The organism is Limosilactobacillus panis (genome assembly GCF_019797825.1).
In the GTDB taxonomy this organism is placed as follows: domain Bacteria; phylum Bacillota; class Bacilli; order Lactobacillales; family Lactobacillaceae; genus Limosilactobacillus; species Limosilactobacillus panis_A.
Window position 1 is genome coordinate 2,033,788 of the sequence record NZ_CP081855.1, and the last position, 22,381, is coordinate 2,056,168.

The window sequence follows — 22,381 nt, forward strand, 5'->3', positions numbered from 1 at the left end:
TATCTATAGTGTACGTGCTTACTAACTTTTTGTAAAGGCTTTCTTTAACATTTAAGCTAAATTAGTCCACTTTCCACATGTACTTCTGGAGGATTTGACTGACCCCCACGGCAATTAATAGCGTTGAAAAAAGTACTGACGGATAATCAGAACCTGGGATAACAGTAACCCACTGATTACCAACACCACTATCACGACTAACCATCCCTTCCACAGTAAAGACAGCCGCTGGTCCGGACGGTGGCCAAGCCGGTTATATATTTTGGTGCTGATGCCTAAGAAAAATGGGGCAACACATTCGCTGTAAACTACGGCGGCCTGGGTCAAGCCCAGCCGCTTTCGTTGCTCACGGATCTGTTGACCAAAGTTCATCATTGTTTCCTCATTTCTGAAAATTATTTTAGTGATAATATAAAACTAATGGTATTTTGACCAGCAAGAGTTACTTGCATCCTTGACGTGATGGGCACTAACCGCTCCCAATCGGTCAATGATCACCTGCAAACTAAATTCTTGTAATTTGGCCAATTAGCAGTAAGATAATTCTAACGCGTGGTGCTAGTACTCATTAGTATGTTTGATTTTACAAAAAAAGCCCAACATGGTTAGACTATTAAGTGATACAAAACTTAAATAGAAAAGAGCCTTAATCATGTTGAACCTTCTTAAGTCTAACCACTATTGCCATCATTTACAAGTTAATTTTGCTCAATTAAACCGTACCTGCCATCGCTGGTATAAGCTTTATGCACCTAAAAAGCTCGTTCAACGACCGAACATCAACCAAGTTAAAGTTGATGATAGTACCCTAATAGCCCTTCTGATTTGCCAAACTCAGTTAGGAATCGAATCGCAACGACGCTTTTGTATGATCTTGGTGAGCTCCATTTCTCGGTCACGTTTCAACCGTCGCACTCGCCAATTACTACCGTTACTCAGTTTAATTAGGCGAAAGCTAAACCAAGATGTTGATTTACATGGACAATTCCTAATTATTGATAGCTTTCCAGTACCAGTTTGTCATCCAGTTCGCAATTATCGAGCCAAGATTTTTCGGGGAAGTACTGATATTGGCTATAACGCTACGAAAAAACAGTATTACTATGGGTTTAAAGTCCACATGATTGTTAGTAGTGATGGTTACTTGCTCAACTACATCGTTACTAAAGCTTCTGTCCATGATAGTAAGGTCGCCGAAGAATTAATCTTAAACACTATGCCACTTGAGCACTTTTTATTAGCAGATGTTGGCTATGTTAGCCGTCAGCTTCATACCGACCTAGTTAGTGATGGCTATGAGCTTTGGACTCCATTTCGTCAAAACATGGCTGGCGCTAAGAAGCATAATTCACGAATCCTAAAAGCAATTCGCCGAACGATTGAGACCGACTTTTCGTTATTAAAATACTATAATGCCGAAAATAATCGTGCGCGAAGTTTAGCAGGCTTTCAAGAACGGTTAGAAGTGGCAATTTTAGCATCTAATATGGAGTATTGTCTAGAAAAGTTTCACTAGCACCACGCGTAATTCTAGTAAATCTAAGTAACCGAGGATTGAACGATGCAAAAACTAAGTTTAAAAAAGGTCATTACTGGAATACTGGTCGTTTTGCTGGTGCTGCTCTTGGGCGTTCACTTACACCAGCGAAACCACTTCAACCGCAACGTCACCGTTAACCACGTTGCGGTCGGCGGCTTAACCGCCCAGCAAGCCTATGACAAAGTTAAAAAGGCGAAGCAAACGTCGAAGATTTACGTTAAAAACCAGCTTGTTTACGTTGGGAAGCCAACCCGGTCAGGCTTTACTGCCAGTGACAAGGGGCGAATCATTAAGGCACTTCATGAGCAGTACACTTTCTTTCCGTCCAGGCGGCGAGTCAACCTGCTTGTTGAGCCGGCAAATCTTGATAAGTCGGCACTTGGTGACATTGACGCGGCCGTCAATAACCAAATTCAACAGCTCAATCGCGGTCGACGGGCACCCCACGATGCCTACGCCGTTTACCAGGATGGCAAGGTGAAAGTCATCCCCGCCGTCAAGGGTACCCAGTACAGTAGCAAGGGGTTAACCAAAACCGTCAGTCGGGAATTCGTCAACGGGACCGTCCACTTACAGCCAAAGTTCATCACACCCCTCAGCGCAAACAGTGCAACTGTGCAAAACGAGAAGAAGCAGCTTACCAAGCTAGAGGGCCGGAGCGTGACTTACCGGGTCCAAAATAAGGACTACCGGTTCACCACGGCTGGTGTTATTGCCCGGGCTACCTACCAAAATGGCCACTACAGTTTTAAGACGAGACCGGTCAAAGCCAAGATCAACCAGATTAACCGGAAGCAGGCTACTCTGGGTAAGTCCTTCAGGTTCAAGACGACTTCCGGAAAGGCAATCACCACAACGAATACCGGGACTTACGGCTGGAAGATCAGCAGCAAGCAGGCCGGCCAGTCATTGGCAAGTGCCCTGGTTGCCAATAAGAAGCAGGTCAACGCCGCAAACGACATTTACGGCAAGGGCTACAGCCATCTCGGGACGGGGTACAATAACACCAGCAACGACGGCATTGGAAAAACCTACGTGGCGGTTTCCCTCGCCAAACAGCACGCCTGGTTCTATAAGAATGGCAAGTGTGTGTTGAGTACCGATATCGTCAGTGGAACTAATAACGCCGGTAACCGGACCCCCAAGGGCGTTTGGTATATCATGTACCAACAAAGCCCATCCGTTTTACGGGGTACCAACGACAATGGTTCCAAGTACAGTAGCCCAGTACAGTACTGGTCACCATTTACCCTCTCCGGTTGTGGTTTCCACGATGCCAGTTGGCGTCATGACTGGTCAAAGACGGCCTACAAGGAAACTGGTGGTGGTTCACACGGCTGTATTAACATGCACCCGGAAAATGCCGGAATAGGTTCCCACGCCCTCTCCAAGGGTGAACCAGTAATTATTTACTAATAAGTACGGCGTCAGCCTCAATTGCGGGCTGGCGCCGTTTTTTGAAAAAGTATAAAGAAGTATAAAACGAAATCAAAAGTATAAAAGAGCATAAAAATAACGGAGGGCGGACAAAATGAAGAATCCCTTTACCCCAGTTTTGGCCGGGTCCCTAAGATTTACCTGGATCGTGAACAAACTGTCCACCAGCTAGAGGTGGACATTCAAGCTTCCTATTAAATCAGTTAAAATGAAGGTAATAAATAGAAAGGAGCCCTCCGTATGGCACTTCATGACCAGCAAATTTATAATCCAGACGACCCGGAAATTTTGGAAAAACAAACCCAGGCTCAGCTCCCCATGTACGAATACAACCGCACCCTCCCCACTGAGAGGGCCAAACGTCAAGGCCTGTTGAAAAAGATGCTCGGTAAAGTGGGTAAAGGCTGTTATCTCGAGCCACCCTTTCACGCTAACTTTGGCGGTAAGCACGTCATGCTTGGCGACCACATTTACGCTAACTTTAACCTAACCGTGGTCGATGATACCTACATTTATATCGGCAGCCATACTATGATTGGTCCCAATGTTACCCTGGCATCAGCCAACCACCCCATCATGCCAGAATTACGGAAAAAGGGCTACCAGTACAACTTACCAATCCATATTGGCAAAAACTGCTGGCTCGGGGCCGGCGTTATCGTTGTTCCCGGTGTAACCATTGGTGATAATACCGTGGTCGGGGCCGGCGCCGTCGTCACCAAGGGCCTGCCAGCTAACGTGGTCGCTGTCGGGGTTCCCGCTAAAGTTGTCCGCCCAATCGGCGACCATGATCGACAGTATTACCACGGCAAAATGAAAATCGATCCGCAGCTTCTTTAATCATGTTTGAGCTCAAAGGCGGTGATTTCAATGATTTTAGCATGTGTAATCGCCCTGTTCTTCTTTTGGTTCGGCAATGAAATTTATCGGGGAAACAAGAAATTCTATCACTTTATTGCTGGCAATATATTTGGCGATAGCGATGATAATGTCGAAAAGCATCACAGGGGACTAGGTATTTTCTATTGCTGCTTTGGGGTGTTTGTACTATCAATCCTTTGGTGGGGGCCAAAATTACAAACTTTATTAGAACACTGGCCTTAAACTAAAAGTCCGAATTACGATTCTGAATCAGAATTATAATTCGGACTTTTATTCTGTTATTTAAATAATTGTTCTAATAAACTACCCTTTGGTACTGCTTCATTACTATTAGTAGCAACTGATATTTGCCCAGTGGGAAATAATTTCTACTTTAGCCCCAATGGAGGAGCAAAAAAGCACTACTAAATCATTATGGATCCCCCCAAACATTTATTTTGCACCGAAAAGGAGCATTATAATCACTAACCCTAAGCGAAAAGAAGGCAATCATTATTCAAAAACATAACAACCCAATGTCAACCCGTATTCTCGCCTTAATTACTGGCCTAGTCATTAACGCGCTCGGTAACGGGCTAACGGTTGCGACTAGTGTCGGGACGAGCCCTTGGACCGCCTCAGAAGTTAACATTGCTAACCTCATTGGCACCTCAGTTGGGATACCGATATTTTGCGTTGGCTCTTTTGTCGCAATCGTCAACCAGCTCCTCATCCGTCAATGGGACAAACTACGCTTCTTTGGCGAACTCGGCTTTATCGCCTGCTTCAGTTACTTTGTCGATATTTTCGTGGCCCTTTTCACCTGGCTTGGCGTGCCCCACTTTCCGTTCCTAATCCGGACCATTCTTTGCTTCATCGGGGTCGCCACCTTCTGCTGTGCCATCTCGATTTACCAGCGGGCCAACCTGATTATGCACCCAAATGACGACACGACTAACATCCTTCGCTTCCTCTATTGCCACAACCGGGTGATTGTCGCTCAGTTGGTCAACTTTATTCCGCCCATTATTATCATGGTAATAACCTTCTTAATCAGCGGACGCTTGTACGCGATCAATATTGGGACGCTATTTGCCCTGCTCGCTAACGGTCCACTGATTGGCTTCTTTGACCGGCACATCTGGCATGGCCTCACGCACAATTTTCGGGTCAAAAATACCGATAAATAAAGGCCCATCGCAGAGTAATTCCTTTGCTCCCTACTAGTTTCGCCTTATAATTAAACTATCCTAAAAATAAGAAGTGAATTTTTTAATGACAGATAAGAAACGATTATTAAGTATGTTCCAACCTGACCACTACGACCTCTACCTCAACATTAACCGAGAAAAGAAACTGATCACGGGGACGACGACCATCGCTGGGCACGCTAACCAACCCGTAATTAAAATTAACCAAAAATTCCTACACATCAATGACGTCACCGTGGACCGCAAACCGGTGCCGTTTACCGTCAAGGACGATGAGGAAGCGGTTGAAATCACCCTCCCCGCTGCTGGCGACGTTAAGCTGAGCATCGACTACACAGCACCGCTGACCGACACGATGATGGGAATTTACCCGTCTTATTACAAGGTTAACGGCGAACAAAAGCAAATCATCGGGACCCAGTTTGAAACGACCGCGGCCCGGCAAGCCTTCCCGTGTGTCGACGAGCCTGCCGCTAAGGCCACCTTCTCCCTCGCCATCAAGTTTGATGAACATCCTGGGGAGACAATCATCGCCAACATGCCGGAAAACCATGTTAAAGATGATGTCCACTACTTTGACCAGACCGTCAAGATGTCAACCTACCTGGTTGCCTTCGCCTTTGGTGAGTTGCAAAGCAAGATGACAGAAACCAAGTCTGGCGTTAAGGTCGGGGTCTTTGCAACTAAGGCCCACCAAGCAAAGGAACTCGACTTCGCCCTTGGGATTGCGAAGAAGGCCATCGAATTTTACGAAGATTTCTACCACACTCCGTACCCGCTGCCGCACTCCTGGCAGTTGGCCCTGCCAGACTTCTCAGCCGGGGCCATGGAAAACTGGGGGTTGGTAACCTACCGTGAAGCCTACCTCCTCTTGAACCCTGATAACACCGCCCTCGACATGAAGCAACTGGTTGCCACCGTCATCACCCACGAGCTAGCCCACCAGTGGTTTGGTGACCTGGTAACGATGAAGTGGTGGGATGACCTGTGGCTCAACGAAAGTTTTGCCAACATGATGGAATACGTCTCCGTTGACGCCATCCACCCTGAATGGAAGATTTGGGAACTGTTCCAAACCTCCGAAGCACCAATGGCTTTGCAACGGGATGCTACTGATGGCGTTCAGCCCGTCCACGTTGAGGTTAACAATCCGGCCGAAATTGACTCAATCTTCGACCCGGCGATCGTTTACGCCAAGGGTTCCCGGATGCTGGTCATGGTCCGGTCCCTGCTCGGTGACGATGCCCTGCGTGCCGGCCTAAAGAATTACTTTGCCGCCCACAAGTACAACAACGCGGCTGGTAATGACCTCTGGCAGGCCCTCGGCGACGCATCTGGCCTGAACATCGGTGAAATCATGAAGTCTTGGTTGGATCAACCGGGTTACCCCGTAGTTTCCGCCACGGTCAACGACCAGGGACAACTGGTTCTTAGCCAGAAGCAGTTCTTTATCGGTGACGGTAAGGACAAGGGCCGGACCTGGCAAATCCCGTTGAACAGCAACTACGACGTGGCCCCACAAATTATGGCGGATAAGACAGTTGTCCTCGGTGACTATGCGACCCTGCGGAAGCAAGCGGGCCAGCCGTTCCGTCTCAATGTCGGCAACAACTCCCACTTCATCGTTAAGTATGACGACCAGCTGTTGAAAAATATCCTTGACCACGCCACTGACCTGGACAGCATCAGTCAACGCCAGCTCCTTCAAGACCTGCGCCTGCTTGCGGAAGGGCAACAGATTTCCTACGCTAGCCTGATTCCACTGCTGACCCGGTTTGCTGGCAGTCATTCAGCAATCGTGAACGCTGAGCTCTACCACATCGCCAACAGCCTCAAGATGTTTGTTAAGCCTGGTTCGGCTGAAGAAGCCCACCTGAAGAAGTTCTTCAACCAATTGAGTAAGGACCAGGTTGCCCGGCTCGGTTGGCTACCTAAGGCGGGTGAAAGCAACGACGACCAGCTGGTACGGCCATACGTGCTCAACGCGGCCCTTTATGCCCACAACGAAGATGCAATCAAGGCGGCCCACCAGATTTTCCTTGATAACCAGGATAAACTTGGTGCCCTGTCCGCCGATATCCGGGGACTGGTCTTAAAGAGTGAAGTTCAAAACTACGGTAGCCGGGACCTCTTCGATAAGCTACTTGCCGCCTATCAGCAAACGGCGGACCCGAGTTACAAGGCCGACTTGCGGATGGCAATTCCAACCACGACTGATCCTGAACTGATCAAGTTGATCATTGGTCATTACGAGGACGCCCAAGTGATCAAGCCCCAAGACCTTCGCGCATGGTACCGCGGTGTTCTGGCTAACAACGCTGGACAAAAGGCAGCCTGGGATTGGTTGCGCAACGAATGGCAGTGGCTTAACGACACGGTTGGTGGCGACATGGAATTTGCCTCTTACATCACCGTTTCCGCAAGCATCTTCCACACGCCGCAACGGTTAGCTGAATTCAAGGAATTCTTTGAACCAAAGATCAATACACCAGGCCTGACCCGGGAGATCACGATGGACATCCGCATCATTGAGAGCAAGGTTGCCCTGGTGGAAAAGGAAGCTGCCGCCGTAAACGCGGCAATTGCGGACTAACATTATAAATAACTGTTAAACGAACAATCCAGAATGGCAAAATAATGTCATCCTGGATTGTTTAGTTTTTGAAAATGATATAATGGTGAGGTTTGCAACACGAGGGAGAAAAAATTATGAAAAAATTGCATTTTTGGGTCGGAATATTAGGAATTATGACCCTCTTAATGACTGCTGGCTGTGGGCATCCCCACCAGAATCAATCGCTACATGGAGCATATAAATTTCCCAAAAGGATGCGGATATTGATAGCCAGGGTAATCTTCAGCCGGCCTATTGGTATTTTAAGAAAGATGGCTCCGTCCTGTGGGCCCAGCCGGAAACAGGTGATAGTGACCATGGTGATTATGGTGATTCAGGACGAGGAACCTGGAAATCTTTAGGCAACAACAGGTACCGTGTCCACATAAAATACCTTTATACCAACGACAGTGACACCTTTACAGCCAAGAAAATCGGCAACCGACTCCACACTTACGAGAACCATGATTGGTCTGCCGATGACAACTATTACCAGCCACAGATAACCTTTTCTGACTACCAATCAATGTTTAAGCGGGCACGGAAGTCGACACTGCAAATGCAACAAAATGATAGTTCTGACAACCAAGACGATAATTCAATTAGTTCCACAACCATCAGTAATGGTAATCAAGCTCTTGCATACATTAAAAAGCAACGTGGTGACCATGGCTTCAAACTAAACGGTGGAACCTTCGGGGAATCGGATAATCCGCATGCCTCCATTTCAGATAACGACGGGAATATTTATTACGTTTACGCTAACGGGACAATTAAAAAGCAATGATTTGGGGGAAATTAAAAATGAAGAAACACTATAAAACTATTTTCGGCATGCTATGCTTACTGTTCTTAATTGGTCTGACCGGTTGCGGACATAAGCAAACTTTATCAGGTGTCTACCGTAGTAATGATGCGTACAACAAGGAAGATGACGGGACAATTCAACCGTCATATTATTATTTCAAAAAGAACGGAACTTTTATGTATTGCAGTCCCCAGGTCAACAGCGTCAAAGGTGACGACTCGTATTTCTATGGCGATGTTTCACGTGGAACCTGGAAGGCATTAGGACACAACCAGTTTCAAATTAAAATGCGGAGTGTTTACGATGATGACTACTACTCCTTCAAAGCACAACTAAATGGTAAACGACTTCACACTGATGCTAATGCAAGGGATGCAAAATTTCGCTGGTATGCCGACAACAACACCAAAGTTGCAATGACGCATTCCGATTACATGACGATGTTTAGAAAAGCCCAGATTTCTGCGCAAAAGGATATTCAGCAAAATGGTTATACCCAACCTGATAATCCTACAGTAAACGACGTTATCGGTAACCCGAAAATGATTGGGGCACTAGTCCTTGCTAATGGCCGGGGAATCAGTGCGTTAAAACACCAACGGATTGAATTTATGATTATGAAAAAAGATAATGACTACCAGGCTGGTTTCGGCACTAAAGATGGTACTTTGAACTACCTTATTCAGGGACAAAAAGTGGTAGTCAAAGACGGCAGCAACGATTACAAAGGTGGTAAAACTGTTGCCATCAATTCATTAATAAGAAAATATTACTCATCTGATAATGATAAGGGAATTATCGACGACGTGGTTAATAATATGCATACTACCGACATGAGCGATAACTAAAATCTTTGACTTAACAACAAAAATGTAACAGTGAATAAGGAAGCCGAGAAAGCATCAGAATGCTCCGTATGGCTAGTTAGGACGTTCGTTGATCCGATAAGACCAACAATCGTTCGCAATTAATAAATTTGCTCCGCAGCGTAGATATCAGAGGCCTTCTTTTAACACAAAGCTGGTCCATTAGCTTCCCCGTGACACGATTTAAATATAATATTCAAGAGCTGAATAGAGGATGGGGGAAAGTCGCAGTTCTTCCCGCCCTCTTAAATTAGTGCTTAGAATTCATCAAGGATTATTTGCTCCTGAACAAACTGGTCAAAGAATGGCAGCATAAACTGAACATAACCATACCCCGCCGGCATAATAATTTGGTCATCAATTAACTTGCGCCGATAAACCGAAATATAGTTAGGTGCCTTGGCCATAATCTGGCTAATATCCTGGGCCTTAACCTTTTGCTGGCCAGACTTGACCATGGCCTGAACAAACTCGCGCTCCTTCATTGACATCTCGTGGTAGACCTTGTAGTAGACATTTCTAAAAAGGTCACTGGTGTAGTGGTCAAGGATTCCATCAACCGTTTCCTTACTAATTCGGCTAGTTGACTGCTTGTGAGATTCCTGCCAGACCCAGTAACCAAGTAGCTGGAAGGCATAGGCAAAACCCTTTGTCTGTTTTGTCATGTAAAGAAGTGTTGTCGAGTCAACCTGGTAGCCTGCTTTCCGAAAAATATGCGCATAGCTCTCTTTGATACTTTCGACGCCAAGCGGATTAAGCGTTATTCGATTTGCCCCCTTAGGGTTGCTTTGACCTCATCAATAGTAATGAGAATATTAATTCCTTTTTCAGTAAACTTCTGTAGCAATTGGTGGAACCTGGACAGAAATTCCCCATCTTCATCAGAGCCCCCAATTCCGGTACTAAGTTGAATCCCTTTAAATTCTACTTTCAAATCAAAATCCTTAAAGATTTTCAGCGTGATTATTTTTTCACGTAACTGAGTTAAAAGGGAATCTAATAAGTCATCATCCAGTATCAAATTCACAACTTGCCAATTGTTTCTTTTTGCTAATTCGTTTGCAACATCAGTCATCAACGTAGTCTTACCAGCGCCACGCTGACCATAAATCAAAGAGGTTCAGAAAGGTGAATTAGAACGATTCAATTCATCAATTACACGCTGATTCAATGCATTTCGGTCAAGGAAAACGCTTGGTACAGTCCCGAAACTCGGGTTAAAAGGGTTGTCCACGCTAATCACCTCATTTTATAACTTTTTATAACTATTTCCTTCGTTTTATAACTTTTTTTCAATTAGTGATTACTTGTACAGCATTGAACAATATAGCTATTTAAGCACAAAAGTTCTTGTTTAGTCCCATTCATAAGCAGTAGTATTGCTAATCATCCGTATTTATCGTATACTGCCTGTGTTGGGGTAGGAACTCCAGAGTTATTGTCCAGCGGAACGGAATGTGAACGCTGGAAGGAGGCTACTTGGCTGCTTTGGTTTTCCGCATTCACCACGGACAACCGTCGATGGTTCCCTAACAAATAAATTTTAGGGAGTGTCTTGATGATGTCAGTACTATCTTTTGCCGGGCCCCGTTTTACGACCCGCCACATGACCTTAGCAGCCCTGTTAGTCGCCCTTCAGATTATCCTGAGCAAGCTCTCGGTAGGTGACCCGGCCGTTCTTAAATTTAGCTTCGGCTTTATCGCAACGGCCTTGATCGGTTACTACTTAGGACCCTGGATTGGGGGCGCCGCAATGGTTGTTAACGACCTCGTTAGCAACACTATTTTGAATACGGGAAGCATGTTCTTCCCCGGTTTTACCTTCTCCGCCTTTGTTTCCGGAGTGATTGCCGGGATGTTCTTGTACAACCAGAGAATCACCTGGCAGCGGATCTTCATCTACGAATTTTTCCAGATTCTAGTGACCAACGTCTTCTTCACGACGCTGTGGGTCTACTTGATGAGCATGACCTCGTCCAGTACCGGCCGGGCCTTTACCGCCCTGCTAGCGATTCGCTTGCCAAAGGAGATTGTCTCCTGGCCGCTCGAAGCTATCTTAGTCCTGATTATCCTGCGGCAATTGTCACGAATTAACTTACGTTTGGACCGGTAAAATAACAAATTATGCTTACAACATATAGCAAGAAAGTACGACAAAGTGTTAGAGTACGCTTCGTCGCCCACGACTTCCCGTAATTACTGTATAATATTAAATAGAGGGTAGGAAAAGGCATCCGTTTTTTTCCTACCCTCTTCTTTTTGGTATAAAAAAGCACCGCTCTTATTTTTATGAGCGGTGTCGATTTTATTATTTAATTATTGAGGAGCAACTGGGACCCCATCTAGGCCTGCCTTATGGCTATAATAGTCAACAGTTTGACTATTTTCATCCCAGCCAGCCGCAATCAGTCGTTGGTACCATTCGTTTTCTGGAATCATTCCCGGCTGGCCACTATTATTGTTCCGATCAGCGGTATCACTGGCCGCTGATTGGTTAGCTTGCTGCTCACTCTGTTGAGTAGTGGTCGGTGCGGCTGATTGGTCGGTCTGGTTGTTAACCTTAGTCTTAATTGCTGCAGCCTGCCCCTTAAACTTTTTACGCAGCAGTGCCTTGCTATAAATATGCTTCTTTTCCGTGTTATTTTGATCAGTGGACTTTACAGTAACCTTTTTCTTTGAAACCATAATATTAAATTGGTTATTACCATCATTTAACGTGTACGCGTGGTGCTAGTACTCATTAGTATGTTTGATTTTACAAAAAAAGCCCAACATGGTTAGACTATTAAGTGATACAAAACTTAAATAGAAAAGAGCCTTAATCATGTTGAACCTTCTTAAGTCTAACCACTATTGCCATCATTTACAAGTTAATTTTGCTCAATTAAACCGTACCTGCCATCGCTGGTATAAGCTTTATGCACCTAAAAAGCTCGTTCAACGACCGAACATCAACCAAGTTAAAGTTGATGATAGTACCCTAATAGCCCTTCTGATTTGCCAAACTCAGTTAGGAATCGAATCGCAACGACGCTTTTGTATGATCTTGGTGAGCTCCATTTCTCGGTCACGTTTCAACCGTCGCACTCGCCAATTACTACCGTTACTCAGTTTAATTAGGCGAAAGCTAAACCAAGATGTTGATTTACATGGACAATTCCTAATTATTGATAGCTTTCCAGTACCAGTTTGTCATCCAGTTCGCAATTATCGAGCCAAGATTTTTCGGGGAAGTACTGATATTGGCTATAACGCTACGAAAAAACAGTATTACTATGGGTTTAAAGTCCACATGATTGTTAGTAGTGATGGTTACTTGCTCAACTACATCGTTACTAAAGCTTCTGTCCATGATAGTAAGGTCGCCGAAGAATTAATCTTAAACACTATGCCACTTGAGCACTTTTTATTAGCAGATGTTGGCTATGTTAGCCGTCAGCTTCATACCGACCTAGTTAGTGATGGCTATGAGCTTTGGACTCCATTTCGTCAAAACATGGCTGGCGCTAAGAAGCATAATTCACGAATCCTAAAAGCAATTCGCCGAACGATTGAGACCGACTTTTCGTTATTAAAATACTATAATGCCGAAAATAATCGTGCGCGAAGTTTAGCAGGCTTTCAAGAACGGTTAGAAGTGGCAATTTTAGCATCTAATATGGAGTATTGTCTAGAAAAGTTTCACTAGCACCACGCGTAACGTGTATATGTCACCATCTTTATCCAACTGAAGTGAACCGTCCTGGACAGCATCAACTTGTTGCTTGCTATATTGCAAAAAGCCCATTACGGCATATTCGGCATTAGAAAGCCGATCCTTGCTGGCTGCCATGACAATATTACCGCTATTAGTCGACTGGTGAGCGCACGGGGCCGTTACCAATATTGTCATTGCTAACGCGGCGGTACACAATAAAACCATTTTTTTCATCGTTGTTTCCCCCTAATATTTTCGCGAACTTTTTTTATCATACCAGACCCGGTTACTTTGTCAATATTGTAAGAAAAGGCCGTCCAGGTTTACAGTGGATTCAATTAACTTAATAATTCATAAATAGCAGCTATTCCTAAATTTATTTCTAAAAAGTCTTGCAATTTCTAAAAAGCAGGTTAGAATATCATTAAAGATTTCAAAAGCGATGAGAAAGAAGAGTAAAACGTCGCATTCGTAAAGTGAGCTGGTGACAGTGAGAGACCAGCCGACCCTGGACGTTTGAAAAACACTTTCTCGCAGTGCCGCTGACCCAAATAATCACTAGATTAAAGTAGGCTCAGCCGTCCCCGGTACGTTACCACACCGGTAGAACGTGTTTGCGTTCGAAGAGCGGTCTAAAAATTAATATTTTTAGGCAACTTGGGTGGTACCGCGGAATAAAGCCTTTCGTCCCTTCGATTTACGGGGGATGAAAGGCTTTTTATTTTATCTCCAAATCTAATTACGAGGAGTGTTAATTATGAGTTTGATTATTCCACAAGACTACGACCCAAAGTTATCTATCCGTGACACCGAAGCAGCTATCCGGTTCATCCGGGAGAACTTCCAGGATGAATTCGGCCACGAACTACACCTGCAACGGATGTCCGCCCCAATGTTCGTTGAAAAGGGCACCGGGCTCAACGATAACCTGAACGGGGTTGAAAAGCCAGTCTCCTTCTCCATGAAGGGTCTGCCAAGCGAAACCATTGAAGTGGTCCACTCCCTGGCTAAGTGGAAACGGATGGCTTTGAAGAAGTACGGTTTCGGAATGCACGAAGGCTTGTACACCAACATGAACGCCATCCGGAAGGACGAGGATCTCGATAACTTCCACTCCATCTACGTTGACCAGTGGGACTGGGAAAAGATCATTGCCAAAGAAGAACGGACAGAAACGACTTTGAAGGCCACCGTTCGGCAAATTTTCAAGGTCATCAAGAAAATTGAACGTGAACTCTGGGAACTTTACCCGGACGCTGTTTACCAACTGCCAGACGAAATTCACTTCGTTACAACTCAGGAATTAGAAGACCGCTGGCCAGACTTGACCCCAATGGAGCGGGAAGATAAAATTGCTAAGGAACTTGGTGCCGTTTTCGTAATGAAGATTGGTGATAAGCTGAAGCGCAGCGGCAAGCCACACGATGGCCGGGCACCCGACTACGATGATTGGCAACTCAACGGTGATATTATTTTCTGGTACAAGCCCCTTCAAAAGAAGCTGGAAATCTCCAGCATGGGGATTCGGGTTAGCCCTGAATCAATGAAGGAACAGCTGCAAAAGGCCGGTGCTGAAGATCGGGAAAAGCTACCGTTCCACCAAATGTTGCTGAAGGGTGAACTACCATACACCATTGGTGGTGGGATTGGTCAATCGCGGCTCTGCATGCTGCTCCTTGGCAAAGCCCACGTTGGTGAAGTTCAAGCCAGTGTTTGGCCACAAGAAATGTTAGACAAGTGCGCTGCCGCACACATTCAGATTCTGTAATCTTAATTTAGGAGTGAGTATTAGATGGAGACAATTACGATCAGCGAATCCCCAAAGCACATGGGTGAAACTGTCAAGATTGGTGTTTGGTTAACTGATAAACGGTCAAGTGGGAAGATTGCCTTCCTACAGCTCCGTGACGGAACGGGATTTTTCCAGGGAATCATCCGGAAGAACGATGTTTCACCTGAAACATTTGACCTGGCAAAGCACGACTTACACCAGGAAACGAGTTTTTACGTTACCGGTGAAATTACCGAAGATAAGCGTTCCAAATTCGGGTACGAAATTCACATTCAAGAAATTGAAGTTGTGGGCAAGAGTGAAGACTACCCGATTGGTAACAAGGAACACGGGATTGACTTCCTGTTAGACAACCGTCACTTATGGTTGCGGAGCCGCAAGCCATGGGCTTTGATGCGGATCCGGAGCCGGGTAAAGCTGGCCACAATGGAATTCTTCGACAAGCACGGCTTCACCCAGTTCGATGCTCCTGAATTAACGGGAAGTGCTCCAGAAGGAACGACGGAACTGTTTGAAACGGACTACTTTGACCGTAGTGCATACCTATCACAATCTGGTCAATTATATGAAGAAGCCGGGGCCATGGCATTAGGCCGCGTTTACTCAATGGGCCCAACCTTCCGGGCCGAAAAGTCCAAGACCCGGCGGCACCTGATGGAATTCTGGATGATTGAACCAGAAATGGCTTGGTGCCACGAAGAAGAGAGTGAAGAGATTCAGGAACAATACGTTGCTTACATGATCCAGGACCTGATTGACCACTGCTCACGGGAACTGGAAATGGTTGGTCGGAGCGTCGAAAGCTTGAAGCCATTTACTGAATTGCCATACCCACGGATCACCTACAAGAAGGCCATCGAAATGCTGCAAGAAGGTGGCATTGATGTTAAGTACGGCGACGACTTTGGTTCACCGGAGGAAACTTACTTGGCGGACCAATTTAAGAAACCGGTCTTCATTAAGAATTACCCCAAAGAAATCAAGGCCTTCTACATGCCATCTAATCCTGAAGATGACCGCGAGGTTATTTGTGCCGACCTGCTGGCCCCAGAAGGTTATGGTGAAATCATCGGTGGTTCGGAGCGTTCATACGATTACGAATACATCACCAATAATCTGGAAGAAAACGGCCTAAGCAAGAAAGAGTACGGCTGGTATGACGATCTCCGCAAGTACGGTTCAGTACCGCACTCTGGCTTTGGGATGGGTCTGGAACGGTTCTTAGCATGGGTAACCTTGCAAGACCACATCCGGGAAAACATCCCATTCCCACGGATGCTTAACCGCTTGAACCCATAAAAAAGAAGTGCGAAGTGGCCAGAAGTGGACCGGATGACTAGCATCGCAAAAAGGTCTGGCGCAACATGCGGCGGGCCTTTTTGTGTGCTAGGCACTAGGTCCACTGCCACGCAGCACGTTAACAGAAGTGCGGAAAGCCGCGTATTAGGGCCGGATGGCCAGTATAGGAAAATGGTTAGCACGGATACGGGCTAGCCATTTTTCGTAACTGGACACTCAGGCCCGGCGGCTTGTAGCACGTTAATAAGAAGTGCAAAATCCCCCGCAGAGGGGCGACTTCTCATTGCTGAGATTTTCTACACCAATGAAATTGAAAGCGTCAAAACCAGCCAAATTGAAATTGGGACGGTCATTCAAGAGAATAACCTGATTGCCCATCGTCAAAATAACGTTTCTAAACGACGTCTCGGCTCAACAATTAAACTTTACCAGCAAACGCAACATGGTAAGCCAATTCACATTAGTACCCTTCACGATTTTCGAAAGATTTACGATATTCTTCTTAAGGGTGAAATCACCGCGGACCGACTCCCCGATGGCCAAATTTTCCGGGACCAACTACCAAACGGTGAAGCCCTGACAATTAGTTCCGCCACTAAGGTCGTCCACCGACCACCCGTTAGCGAAAGTAAAATCCAGCAGGCGTTGACCACGTTGATTACGTTCATGAATGACGATCATATGCCCACTCTCTTTAAGGCCCTCATCACCCATTTCTTCTTTGAAAACACCCACCCGTTCCTAGACGGCAATGGACGGATGGGACGGTACCTACTTTCTTCCTATATCTCCAGCAAGTTTGACCGCTTTACTGGCCTTTCAGTGGCAACGGCCATTCACGCAAACGTCCAGCACTACTACAAGGTCTTCACTGAAGCCGATAATGCGGAGAACCGTGCCGACTTAACCTCTTTTATTGAGTCCCTTCTTGATATTCTCGTGAGTCAGCAGCAAGAGAACCTTGTTAACTTACGTCAATCGATGACAAAACTAGACAATGCCAAACGGGAAATCCGTCAGTGGATTGAACACCACCAAGCACATTTTCCTGAAAAGATATCACCTGAGCTAGTCGGTCAGGTATTATTCTCGCTTGCCCAGTCAAAACTCTTCTCATATCAGACCGCCCTGGGGATTCGGGACAATGAAATTATTGACAATAATAAGCAAAAGGGGATTACAAAGGCTCAGACCCGGCGAGCAATTGACTACCTGACTGCCGTTGGTGCAATCAAGCTCATGTCTGCCAAGCCCAAGCGACACGAAATTTCAATTTTTTGATAATTATGTTTCAGAGTACAGTACTGTCGCGTATCGTTGCGATTATTTTTACTTTTGTCGTCCCCACCGGTATGATATTAGTAAACAAGTAATTTAAGGAGGAATCGGTATGATTCGCGCAGTGGCAACAGATATTGATGGGACGTTTCTACGTCAGGACCGGACGTATGACCGGAAGCTTTTCGCTCAAGTCTATGCGGCGATGCAAGCGCAGAGGGCCCGTTTAATTATCGCTAGTGGGGACCAGTATTACTTTCTGCGGTCCCTTTTCCCTGACCAGGCCGACCAGCTTGCGTATGTTGCAGAAAATGGTGTGCTGACCATTGACCAAAACGAGGAGCTCGCCTGCGACCGCTTATCAGCAGAAAATGTCCGTAAGATCACGACATACTTGGACACCCTCCCCGGAATCAACTACTGCGCAAGTGGCCGCCAGTACGTCTATGTTTTGAACCGAGCTGACGACAATTTTAAGCGGATCATTCCCAACTTCTACACCCGGATCAAGACCGTTGACGACGTGAATAACGTTGACGATGACTTTATCTTCAAATTCGCCCTGAATGTCCCCCACGACCAGCAGGCGACCCTCATCCACAACATCAACACCCGGTTTACGGGAATCGTCCGGGCAACTGCCAGTGGTTATGGCGCGGTGGACCTGATTATCCCGGGAATGGATAAGTCCTATGGCCTCAAGCTCCTTCTCAAGCGCTGGCATCTGACCCCAGCAGACTTGGCCGTGTTTGGTGATGGGGAAAACGACCTGGAGATGTTTGACCTTGCCAACACAAGTTACGCAATGGGAAACGCCCCGGCCAACGTGCAGGCGGCCGCAACTCAGATTATCGGCACCAACAATGACCAGGCGGTTCTGCACCAGCTCGCGGAAATTTTTCTGCCGTAGAAAAAGGATCCGGAAAACTTCACCGTTTTTCGGGTCCTTTTCTAAATTATTCTCTTATCCCTTCACTGTTCAAGAAGTTAGCCCACTGCTGGGTAACGTTAGTAAAGGAGAACTTGGCAGCCGCCGCCTGCGCATGGCTAGCATAATATTCCAATTTAGCAGGATTGGTCAATAGCTCTTCCAGGGTAACGTACAAGGCGTGAGGGTCCCCCGCAGGTAACAACCGCCCGCTGACCTGGTCATTGATAATTTCGGCGGGTCCGTAGTTAATATCATAGCTAACTACTGGGCAGCCGTGTCCCTGGGCTTCTAGAAGGGCCATTGCAAACCCTTCGTACGAACTGGTTAGTACCTCAATTTGGGCCGTTTCGTAAACCTTCGTCAGATCATGCTGATAACCGCAGAAGTGGACGTATTCTCCTGCCTGTCGGGTCTTCACCAACCGCTTCAGTGAATTAGACGTTGCGTAATTATCCCAACTATCATCGAAGCCGTAAATCTTCAAGTCAACCTGGGGGTACTTCGCATGGAGAAGAATAACCGTATTGATGATGTGGTCCAGGCGCTTAACATTCGTCAACCGGGCCACGGCAATCAGTTGACCCGGTCGTCGCTTACTGAACGGAATCTGCTTGTTAAGCTGCTTGTCAGTCAAGTAGGTCACGGGAATACCGTAACTAGCAGACGTCTTAAATCGCTGGGCCGCATCCCGGGCTTCCCGCTTGGTTGCCGAGATCAGGCCGCTGATTTGCCCCTCCTGAAGCATCTTTTCCAAAGGTTCATAGACTTCAAATAATTTACTATCGGGTTGTCCATCAACAGTATAGGTAGAGTGAAAGACCTGGTAGCATGGCACGTGTCCTTTCATTAACTTGAAGGCAGCAAAATCGGCGTCCGACCGATCATTGATTAAAACGGGGTGCGCCGTTTCCCCTATTAAACGGTCCAAAAAGTAAGCATGCAGGGCCATCTCGTTATCAAATTGGTGTGTACTCCCCTGGTTATTCAACTGGATGAGGGTCAACACGGCAATATTGTTTTCACCACCCCGGTAATGGTAAACCAGCTTTACACGTCCCTGACCATCATAGTACTGACGCGTTACCACCCGGGCGCGGTCTTCAAAGAACTCCGTATAGGATAAGCAACCCTGGTCATAAAAGTCCCGCCGGTCAGTAAAACCAAAGCGGTCCAAATAGTCAACGTAGTAAAGACGGTTACCGTTCAAAACAACCTTAATGCGCTCCTTACCGTCGCGTTTGGCCACAAAATCTTGAACTGTAAATCCCGGTTGGTGCAAGATTTTATCAATGATTACCTGGTCATTTCCCACTTTTTGATACGGTAACTGTTGAAAATACTGGAAAAGATTAATTACCCGCCCAGTAATACCAAGCTTCTTTTCCACTTCGTAGTGAGCATGGTTATATTCTAAGGTAACAATCTTGGCTGGCTGCTTCAAATAATCAAAGATTTTGAGCCGCCGCACCTGAGCCAGCTCAATCGCTGAGGTTAACATGTCCTGACGACTAGTAATAAAGTAAAACATCCACGATTCCTTCCTCGGTTTTTCTTAATACCTAATTTACCATATTCCATTCGCTAGTGTCGGGGAAAGTTAGGACTTGTCACCTGAATAATTGCTCACTAAAATATCAATTAAAAAGGATAAGTTGGTGAAAAAATGACCACTAAAAAATTATTACTATTATCAACCGGGGGCACGATTGCCTCCGTCGTCTCTGATTCTGGCCTGGTACCCGGTGAATCTGGCGAGGCCCTGCTTAAGATGCTCGGGCGCATCCCCTATAAGATCGTTGTCAAGGACATTCTTGAACTCGACTCGTCCAACATTCAGCCGGAGGAATGGAAACTGATTGCCCGGGAAATCTACAAGTACCGTAACGACTACGACGGAATTGTTGTTTCACATGGAACAGACACAATGGCCTATACCGCCTCGATGCTAACCTTCATGTTGCAAAATATCAATCTCCCCGTTGTCCTGACAGGTAGTCAGGTACCGATGAACGTTATTTTGAGTGACGCTCCTGGTAATCTGCAGGTTGCGTTTGCGGCCGCTGCCAAGTGCGCCCCGGGAATCTACCTGGCCTTTGAACGGCAGGTAATCCTTGGCTGCCGTAGCGTCAAGGTCCGGACAACCTCCTTCAATGCCTTTGAGAGTGTCAACGTTCCCCCTGTCGCCAGAGTTACCTCAGACGGCTTTGAAATCCAAAAACCAGAGAAGGTCAGCAACGGTCAGTGTGTACTAAACACTAACATCGACGCAAACGTTTCTCTGGTTAAGCTTTTTCCTGGTTTTGACCCCCGCCTTCTCCACGCAATGGCACAGAGCGGTTGTCACGGAATCGTGATTGAGGCATATGGACTTGGCGGCATGACCTATATCCGGCGCAACCTGGTCGCTGCCGTTGGTAAACTAATCCAACGGGGCATTCCGGTAATTGCCTCCAGTCAATGCCTGTATGAACGGAGCGATTTAACAAAGTATGAGGTTGGCCAGCAAGCACTCCTACAAGGGGCCATCAGTGCCCACGACATGACCTCCGAGAGTGCAATCACTAAACTGATGTGGGCCCTTGGGCAAGGGATGGATGTCGCGGCCGTTGCCAAGTTCTTTAACACCAATGTCGCCGGTGAGGTCACTTTGAATTAATCCAGGTGGGTATTTAGGTATTTTTTAACAACGTCTTCCGGAAGTTTACTTCCCCCGGTTGCCCAGGCAACGTGGATACTGTTCTTCATAATTTCAGGAGTTAGGCCATGTTCTGCCATGTACTTCTTCCCGGCCGCCGTGTTATATAACATTACCGGCCCGGCAAAGGCTGCACAGGAAGATGGTTCGATAATGCGGCCTTCGGTGTCATGAAGAAGCCGCATGTAGTCAAAGAGCTTTGCATCATCTACCGTAACGTCCCCTGCTAAGATTGGTTTCATGATTCGTCCCGCGATTCCGGATGGCCGGCCACAGGCTAAGCCATCGGCAGCGGTCTTCCCGTCAATTCCCACATCCGTAACGCTGATCTTTTCGTTTAAGCCGGTTGCCATTCCGAGGCCGACACTTGGACAGTGGGTCGGTTCAATAAAGAATGTGTGGGCGGCATCACCAAAGAGAATCTTCATTCCGTAGCAAACACCCGCTGGTGATCCACCAACACCACATGGACTATAAATGAACATCGGGTGGTCCTTGTCTACTTTAATATTAAGATCGGCAAGTTGCTTTTTCATCCGCAGGGCCGCCACTGCGTAACCCAAGAAGAGGGTGGCAGATTTCTCGTCATCAACAAAGTAGCTATGGGGATCCGCATCTGATTCTTGCCGCCCCTGGGCAACTGCCGTGTTGTAATCACCAGTGTATTCGACCACCTTGGCCCCTTTCTTTCGCAGAAGGTCCTTCTTCCACTGGGTTGCGTCCGCGGACATGTGGACAATCGCCTTAAAGCCAAGGCCAGCAGCGGTAATCCCAATCGATAAGCCCAGGTTCCCGGTTGAACCAACTTGGACCTTATACTGATTAAAGAGTTACCGGGCATTCGGACTAGCGAGCTTAGTGTAATCGTCAGCTTTATCTTCAATAATGCCGTTTTCTAAGGCTAATTTTTCAGCAAACTTGAGGACTTCATACATTCCTCCCCGGGCCTTGATTGATCCGGCAACCGACAACTCAGAATCAAGTTTTACCAGTAGGTGACCATTGAAGTTCTGCTTTGTAGCAAGGACTTGTCCCATCTTATCAGCCGCTACCAACGGTGATTCGATGATTCCATGGGTCTTGACCGTTTCCGGAAAGACCTTTTCCAGCAATGGTGCGTAGCGGTGCAGGTCTGCATCAGCAGCCTCAATATCCTCAATCGTAAACTGTTCATGCTGCCAAATCTGATTATTTGAAAGGGCATGCGGATTCAACCATAAGGTCGGTTTAAGGTCCAGGAAGTCCTTGATATCAGGGTGCTTTTGCAATAGCTGCTGCTTATCAATTACCATAATAAACTACCTCCTGCTTAGGACTTGTGAATCATTCTACAATTATAGCTCAGCAGAATT

At 46.5% G+C, this 22,381-nt stretch carries 22 protein-coding genes, 1 pseudogene, 1 riboswitch and 1 other annotated feature; of the genes and pseudogenes, 15 read left to right on the plus strand and 8 right to left on the minus strand.

Features of this window, described 5'->3' with window-relative positions; all coding sequences use genetic code 11:
• Nucleotides 1–114: 114 nt before the first annotated feature.
• Nucleotides 115–375, minus strand: a complete 261-nt coding sequence (locus KZE55_RS09715; protein WP_222258305.1) for a hypothetical protein — start codon at nt 373–375, stop codon at nt 115–117.
• A gap of 280 nt (nt 376–655) precedes the next feature.
• Between KZE55_RS09715 and KZE55_RS09720 the strand changes: the two genes are divergently transcribed.
• From KZE55_RS09720 to KZE55_RS09755, 8 genes are all read left to right on the plus strand, one after another.
• Complete coding sequence (locus KZE55_RS09720; RefSeq protein ID WP_222259876.1) at nt 656–1,516, plus strand: IS982 family transposase; 861 nt, start codon at nt 656–658, stop codon at nt 1,514–1,516.
• 45 nt (nt 1,517–1,561) lie between these two features.
• Nucleotides 1,562–2,956, plus strand: coding sequence for a L,D-transpeptidase (locus tag KZE55_RS09725; RefSeq protein ID WP_222258306.1), 1,395 nt, complete (start codon nt 1,562–1,564; stop codon nt 2,954–2,956).
• Nucleotides 2,957–3,217: 261 nt separating this feature from the next.
• Nucleotides 3,218–3,817 carry a sugar O-acetyltransferase gene (locus KZE55_RS09730; protein ID WP_222258307.1) on the plus strand — a complete coding sequence of 200 codons (600 nt, stop codon included), beginning with the start codon at nt 3,218–3,220 and terminating at the stop codon, nt 3,815–3,817.
• A gap of 30 nt (nt 3,818–3,847) precedes the next feature.
• On the plus strand, nt 3,848–4,081 hold the full coding sequence (locus KZE55_RS09735) for a hypothetical protein (protein ID WP_222258308.1): 234 nt from the start codon (nt 3,848–3,850) through the stop codon (nt 4,079–4,081).
• Nucleotides 4,082–4,374: 293 nt separating this feature from the next.
• Nucleotides 4,375–5,028: a YczE/YyaS/YitT family protein gene (locus KZE55_RS09740; protein WP_222258309.1), complete on the plus strand. Its 654-nt coding sequence runs from the start codon at nt 4,375–4,377 to the stop codon at nt 5,026–5,028.
• An 85-nt stretch (nt 5,029–5,113) separates the two neighbouring features.
• On the plus strand, nt 5,114–7,642 hold the full coding sequence (locus tag KZE55_RS09745; RefSeq protein WP_222258310.1) for a M1 family metallopeptidase: 2,529 nt from the start codon (nt 5,114–5,116) through the stop codon (nt 7,640–7,642).
• Between the two features lie 580 nt (nt 7,643–8,222).
• A complete protein-coding gene (locus KZE55_RS09750) occupies nt 8,223–8,450 on the plus strand; it encodes a hypothetical protein (protein ID WP_222258311.1) in 228 nt (75 codons plus the stop codon).
• 17 nt (nt 8,451–8,467) lie between these two features.
• Complete coding sequence (locus tag KZE55_RS09755) at nt 8,468–9,319, plus strand: hypothetical protein (protein WP_222258312.1); 852 nt, start codon at nt 8,468–8,470, stop codon at nt 9,317–9,319.
• Between the two features lie 275 nt (nt 9,320–9,594).
• On the opposite strand, the gene KZE55_RS10370 is transcribed toward KZE55_RS09755, so the two are convergent.
• Nucleotides 9,595–10,002 carry a hypothetical protein gene (locus KZE55_RS10370; protein WP_261313251.1) on the minus strand — a complete coding sequence of 136 codons (408 nt, stop codon included), beginning with the start codon at nt 10,000–10,002 and terminating at the stop codon, nt 9,595–9,597.
• 95 nt (nt 10,003–10,097) lie between these two features.
• The gene (locus tag KZE55_RS10375) at nt 10,098–10,412 is read right to left on the minus strand and encodes a hypothetical protein (protein WP_261313252.1); all 315 of its coding nucleotides are present in this window, start codon (nt 10,410–10,412) and stop codon (nt 10,098–10,100) included.
• A 339-nt stretch (nt 10,413–10,751) separates the two neighbouring features.
• A riboswitch (THF riboswitch) is annotated at nt 10,752–10,847 on the plus strand.
• Between the two features lie 51 nt (nt 10,848–10,898).
• Between KZE55_RS10375 and KZE55_RS09765 the strand changes: the two genes are divergently transcribed.
• Nucleotides 10,899–11,450 (plus strand): folate family ECF transporter S component, encoded by a 552-nt coding sequence (locus KZE55_RS09765; RefSeq protein ID WP_283621783.1) that lies wholly within the window; start codon nt 10,899–10,901, stop codon nt 11,448–11,450.
• A gap of 203 nt (nt 11,451–11,653) precedes the next feature.
• Here KZE55_RS09765 and KZE55_RS09770 read toward each other — a convergent pair whose 3' ends face one another.
• On the minus strand, nt 11,654–12,022 hold the full coding sequence (locus tag KZE55_RS09770; protein ID WP_222258314.1) for a hypothetical protein: 369 nt from the start codon (nt 12,020–12,022) through the stop codon (nt 11,654–11,656).
• 142 nt (nt 12,023–12,164) lie between these two features.
• Between KZE55_RS09770 and KZE55_RS09775 the strand changes: the two genes are divergently transcribed.
• A complete protein-coding gene (locus KZE55_RS09775; RefSeq protein ID WP_222259876.1) occupies nt 12,165–13,025 on the plus strand; it encodes an IS982 family transposase in 861 nt (286 codons plus the stop codon).
• Here the strand turns inward: KZE55_RS09775 and KZE55_RS09780 are convergent.
• Entirely contained in the window at nt 13,008–13,268 is a 261-nt protein-coding gene (locus KZE55_RS09780; protein ID WP_222258315.1) for a hypothetical protein, read from the minus strand. The two genes, KZE55_RS09775 and KZE55_RS09780, sit on opposite strands and share 18 nt — an antisense overlap.
• A 199-nt stretch (nt 13,269–13,467) precedes the next feature.
• Nucleotides 13,468–13,729 (plus strand) — a binding site (T-box leader).
• A gap of 62 nt (nt 13,730–13,791) precedes the next feature.
• Here KZE55_RS09780 and asnA point away from each other — a divergent pair.
• The 4 genes from asnA (at nt 13,792) to KZE55_RS09800 (ending at nt 18,313) form a co-directional block, all read left to right on the plus strand.
• Nucleotides 13,792–14,802, plus strand: a complete 1,011-nt coding sequence (gene asnA, locus KZE55_RS09785; protein WP_222258316.1) for an aspartate--ammonia ligase — start codon at nt 13,792–13,794, stop codon at nt 14,800–14,802.
• A 24-nt stretch (nt 14,803–14,826) separates the two neighbouring features.
• On the plus strand, nt 14,827–16,125 hold the full coding sequence (gene asnS / locus KZE55_RS09790; RefSeq protein WP_222258317.1) for an asparagine--tRNA ligase: 1,299 nt from the start codon (nt 14,827–14,829) through the stop codon (nt 16,123–16,125).
• A 513-nt stretch (nt 16,126–16,638) separates the two neighbouring features.
• Nucleotides 16,639–17,406 carry a Fic family protein gene (locus KZE55_RS09795; RefSeq protein WP_261313322.1) on the plus strand — a complete coding sequence of 256 codons (768 nt, stop codon included), beginning with the start codon at nt 16,639–16,641 and terminating at the stop codon, nt 17,404–17,406.
• Nucleotides 17,407–17,515: 109 nt separating this feature from the next.
• On the plus strand, nt 17,516–18,313 hold the full coding sequence (locus KZE55_RS09800) for a Cof-type HAD-IIB family hydrolase (RefSeq protein WP_222258318.1): 798 nt from the start codon (nt 17,516–17,518) through the stop codon (nt 18,311–18,313).
• Nucleotides 18,314–18,359: 46 nt separating this feature from the next.
• On the opposite strand, the gene KZE55_RS09805 is transcribed toward KZE55_RS09800, so the two are convergent.
• Nucleotides 18,360–19,862, minus strand: coding sequence for a glycosyltransferase (locus KZE55_RS09805; protein ID WP_222258319.1), 1,503 nt, complete (start codon nt 19,860–19,862; stop codon nt 18,360–18,362).
• 135 nt (nt 19,863–19,997) lie between these two features.
• On the opposite strand from KZE55_RS09805, the gene KZE55_RS09810 reads away from it, so the two are divergent.
• Nucleotides 19,998–20,990: an asparaginase gene (locus tag KZE55_RS09810; RefSeq protein ID WP_222258320.1), complete on the plus strand. Its 993-nt coding sequence runs from the start codon at nt 19,998–20,000 to the stop codon at nt 20,988–20,990.
• On the opposite strand, the pseudogene KZE55_RS10380 reads toward KZE55_RS09810, so the two are convergent.
• Together KZE55_RS10380 and KZE55_RS10385 are read right to left on the minus strand one after the other, a co-directional pair.
• A pseudogene (locus tag KZE55_RS10380) lies at nt 20,987–21,847 on the minus strand (D-serine ammonia-lyase); the annotation flags it as partial. The gene KZE55_RS09810 and the pseudogene KZE55_RS10380 sit on opposite strands and share 4 nt — an antisense overlap.
• Nucleotides 21,848–21,859: 12 nt before the next feature.
• Nucleotides 21,860–22,321: a PALP domain-containing protein gene (locus tag KZE55_RS10385; RefSeq protein WP_261313253.1), complete on the minus strand. Its 462-nt coding sequence runs from the start codon at nt 22,319–22,321 to the stop codon at nt 21,860–21,862.
• Between the last annotated feature and the right edge of the window lie 60 nt (nt 22,322–22,381).

Bases quoted from the DNA above. Each gene is read 5' to 3' on its own strand.
- KZE55_RS09715 (WP_222258305.1), bottom strand. From the start codon at position 375: ATGATGAACTTTGGTCAACAGATCCGTGAGCAACGAAAGCGGCTGGGC.
- KZE55_RS09725 (WP_222258306.1), top strand. From the start codon at position 1,562: ATGCAAAAACTAAGTTTAAAAAAGGTCATTACTGGAATACTGGTCGTT.
- KZE55_RS09730 (WP_222258307.1), top strand. From the start codon at position 3,218: ATGGCACTTCATGACCAGCAAATTTATAATCCAGACGACCCGGAAATT.
- KZE55_RS09735 (WP_222258308.1), top strand. From the start codon at position 3,848: ATGATTTTAGCATGTGTAATCGCCCTGTTCTTCTTTTGGTTCGGCAAT.
- KZE55_RS09740 (WP_222258309.1), top strand. From the start codon at position 4,375: ATGTCAACCCGTATTCTCGCCTTAATTACTGGCCTAGTCATTAACGCG.
- KZE55_RS09745 (WP_222258310.1), top strand. From the start codon at position 5,114: ATGACAGATAAGAAACGATTATTAAGTATGTTCCAACCTGACCACTAC.
- KZE55_RS09750 (WP_222258311.1), top strand. From the start codon at position 8,223: ATGCAACAAAATGATAGTTCTGACAACCAAGACGATAATTCAATTAGT.
- KZE55_RS09755 (WP_222258312.1), top strand. From the start codon at position 8,468: ATGAAGAAACACTATAAAACTATTTTCGGCATGCTATGCTTACTGTTC.
- KZE55_RS10370 (WP_261313251.1), bottom strand. From the start codon at position 10,002: ATGACAAAACAGACAAAGGGTTTTGCCTATGCCTTCCAGCTACTTGGT.
- KZE55_RS10375 (WP_261313252.1), bottom strand. From the start codon at position 10,412: ATGACTGATGTTGCAAACGAATTAGCAAAAAGAAACAATTGGCAAGTT.
- KZE55_RS09765 (WP_283621783.1), top strand. From the start codon at position 10,899: ATGTCAGTACTATCTTTTGCCGGGCCCCGTTTTACGACCCGCCACATG.
- KZE55_RS09770 (WP_222258314.1), bottom strand. From the start codon at position 12,022: ATGGTTTCAAAGAAAAAGGTTACTGTAAAGTCCACTGATCAAAATAAC.
- KZE55_RS09780 (WP_222258315.1), bottom strand. From the start codon at position 13,268: ATGAAAAAAATGGTTTTATTGTGTACCGCCGCGTTAGCAATGACAATA.
- asnA (WP_222258316.1), top strand. From the start codon at position 13,792: ATGAGTTTGATTATTCCACAAGACTACGACCCAAAGTTATCTATCCGT.
- asnS (WP_222258317.1), top strand. From the start codon at position 14,827: ATGGAGACAATTACGATCAGCGAATCCCCAAAGCACATGGGTGAAACT.
- KZE55_RS09800 (WP_222258318.1), top strand. From the start codon at position 17,516: ATGATTCGCGCAGTGGCAACAGATATTGATGGGACGTTTCTACGTCAG.
- KZE55_RS09805 (WP_222258319.1), bottom strand. From the start codon at position 19,862: ATGTTTTACTTTATTACTAGTCGTCAGGACATGTTAACCTCAGCGATT.
- KZE55_RS09810 (WP_222258320.1), top strand. From the start codon at position 19,998: ATGACCACTAAAAAATTATTACTATTATCAACCGGGGGCACGATTGCC.
- KZE55_RS10385 (WP_261313253.1), bottom strand. From the start codon at position 22,321: ATGGTAATTGATAAGCAGCAGCTATTGCAAAAGCACCCTGATATCAAG.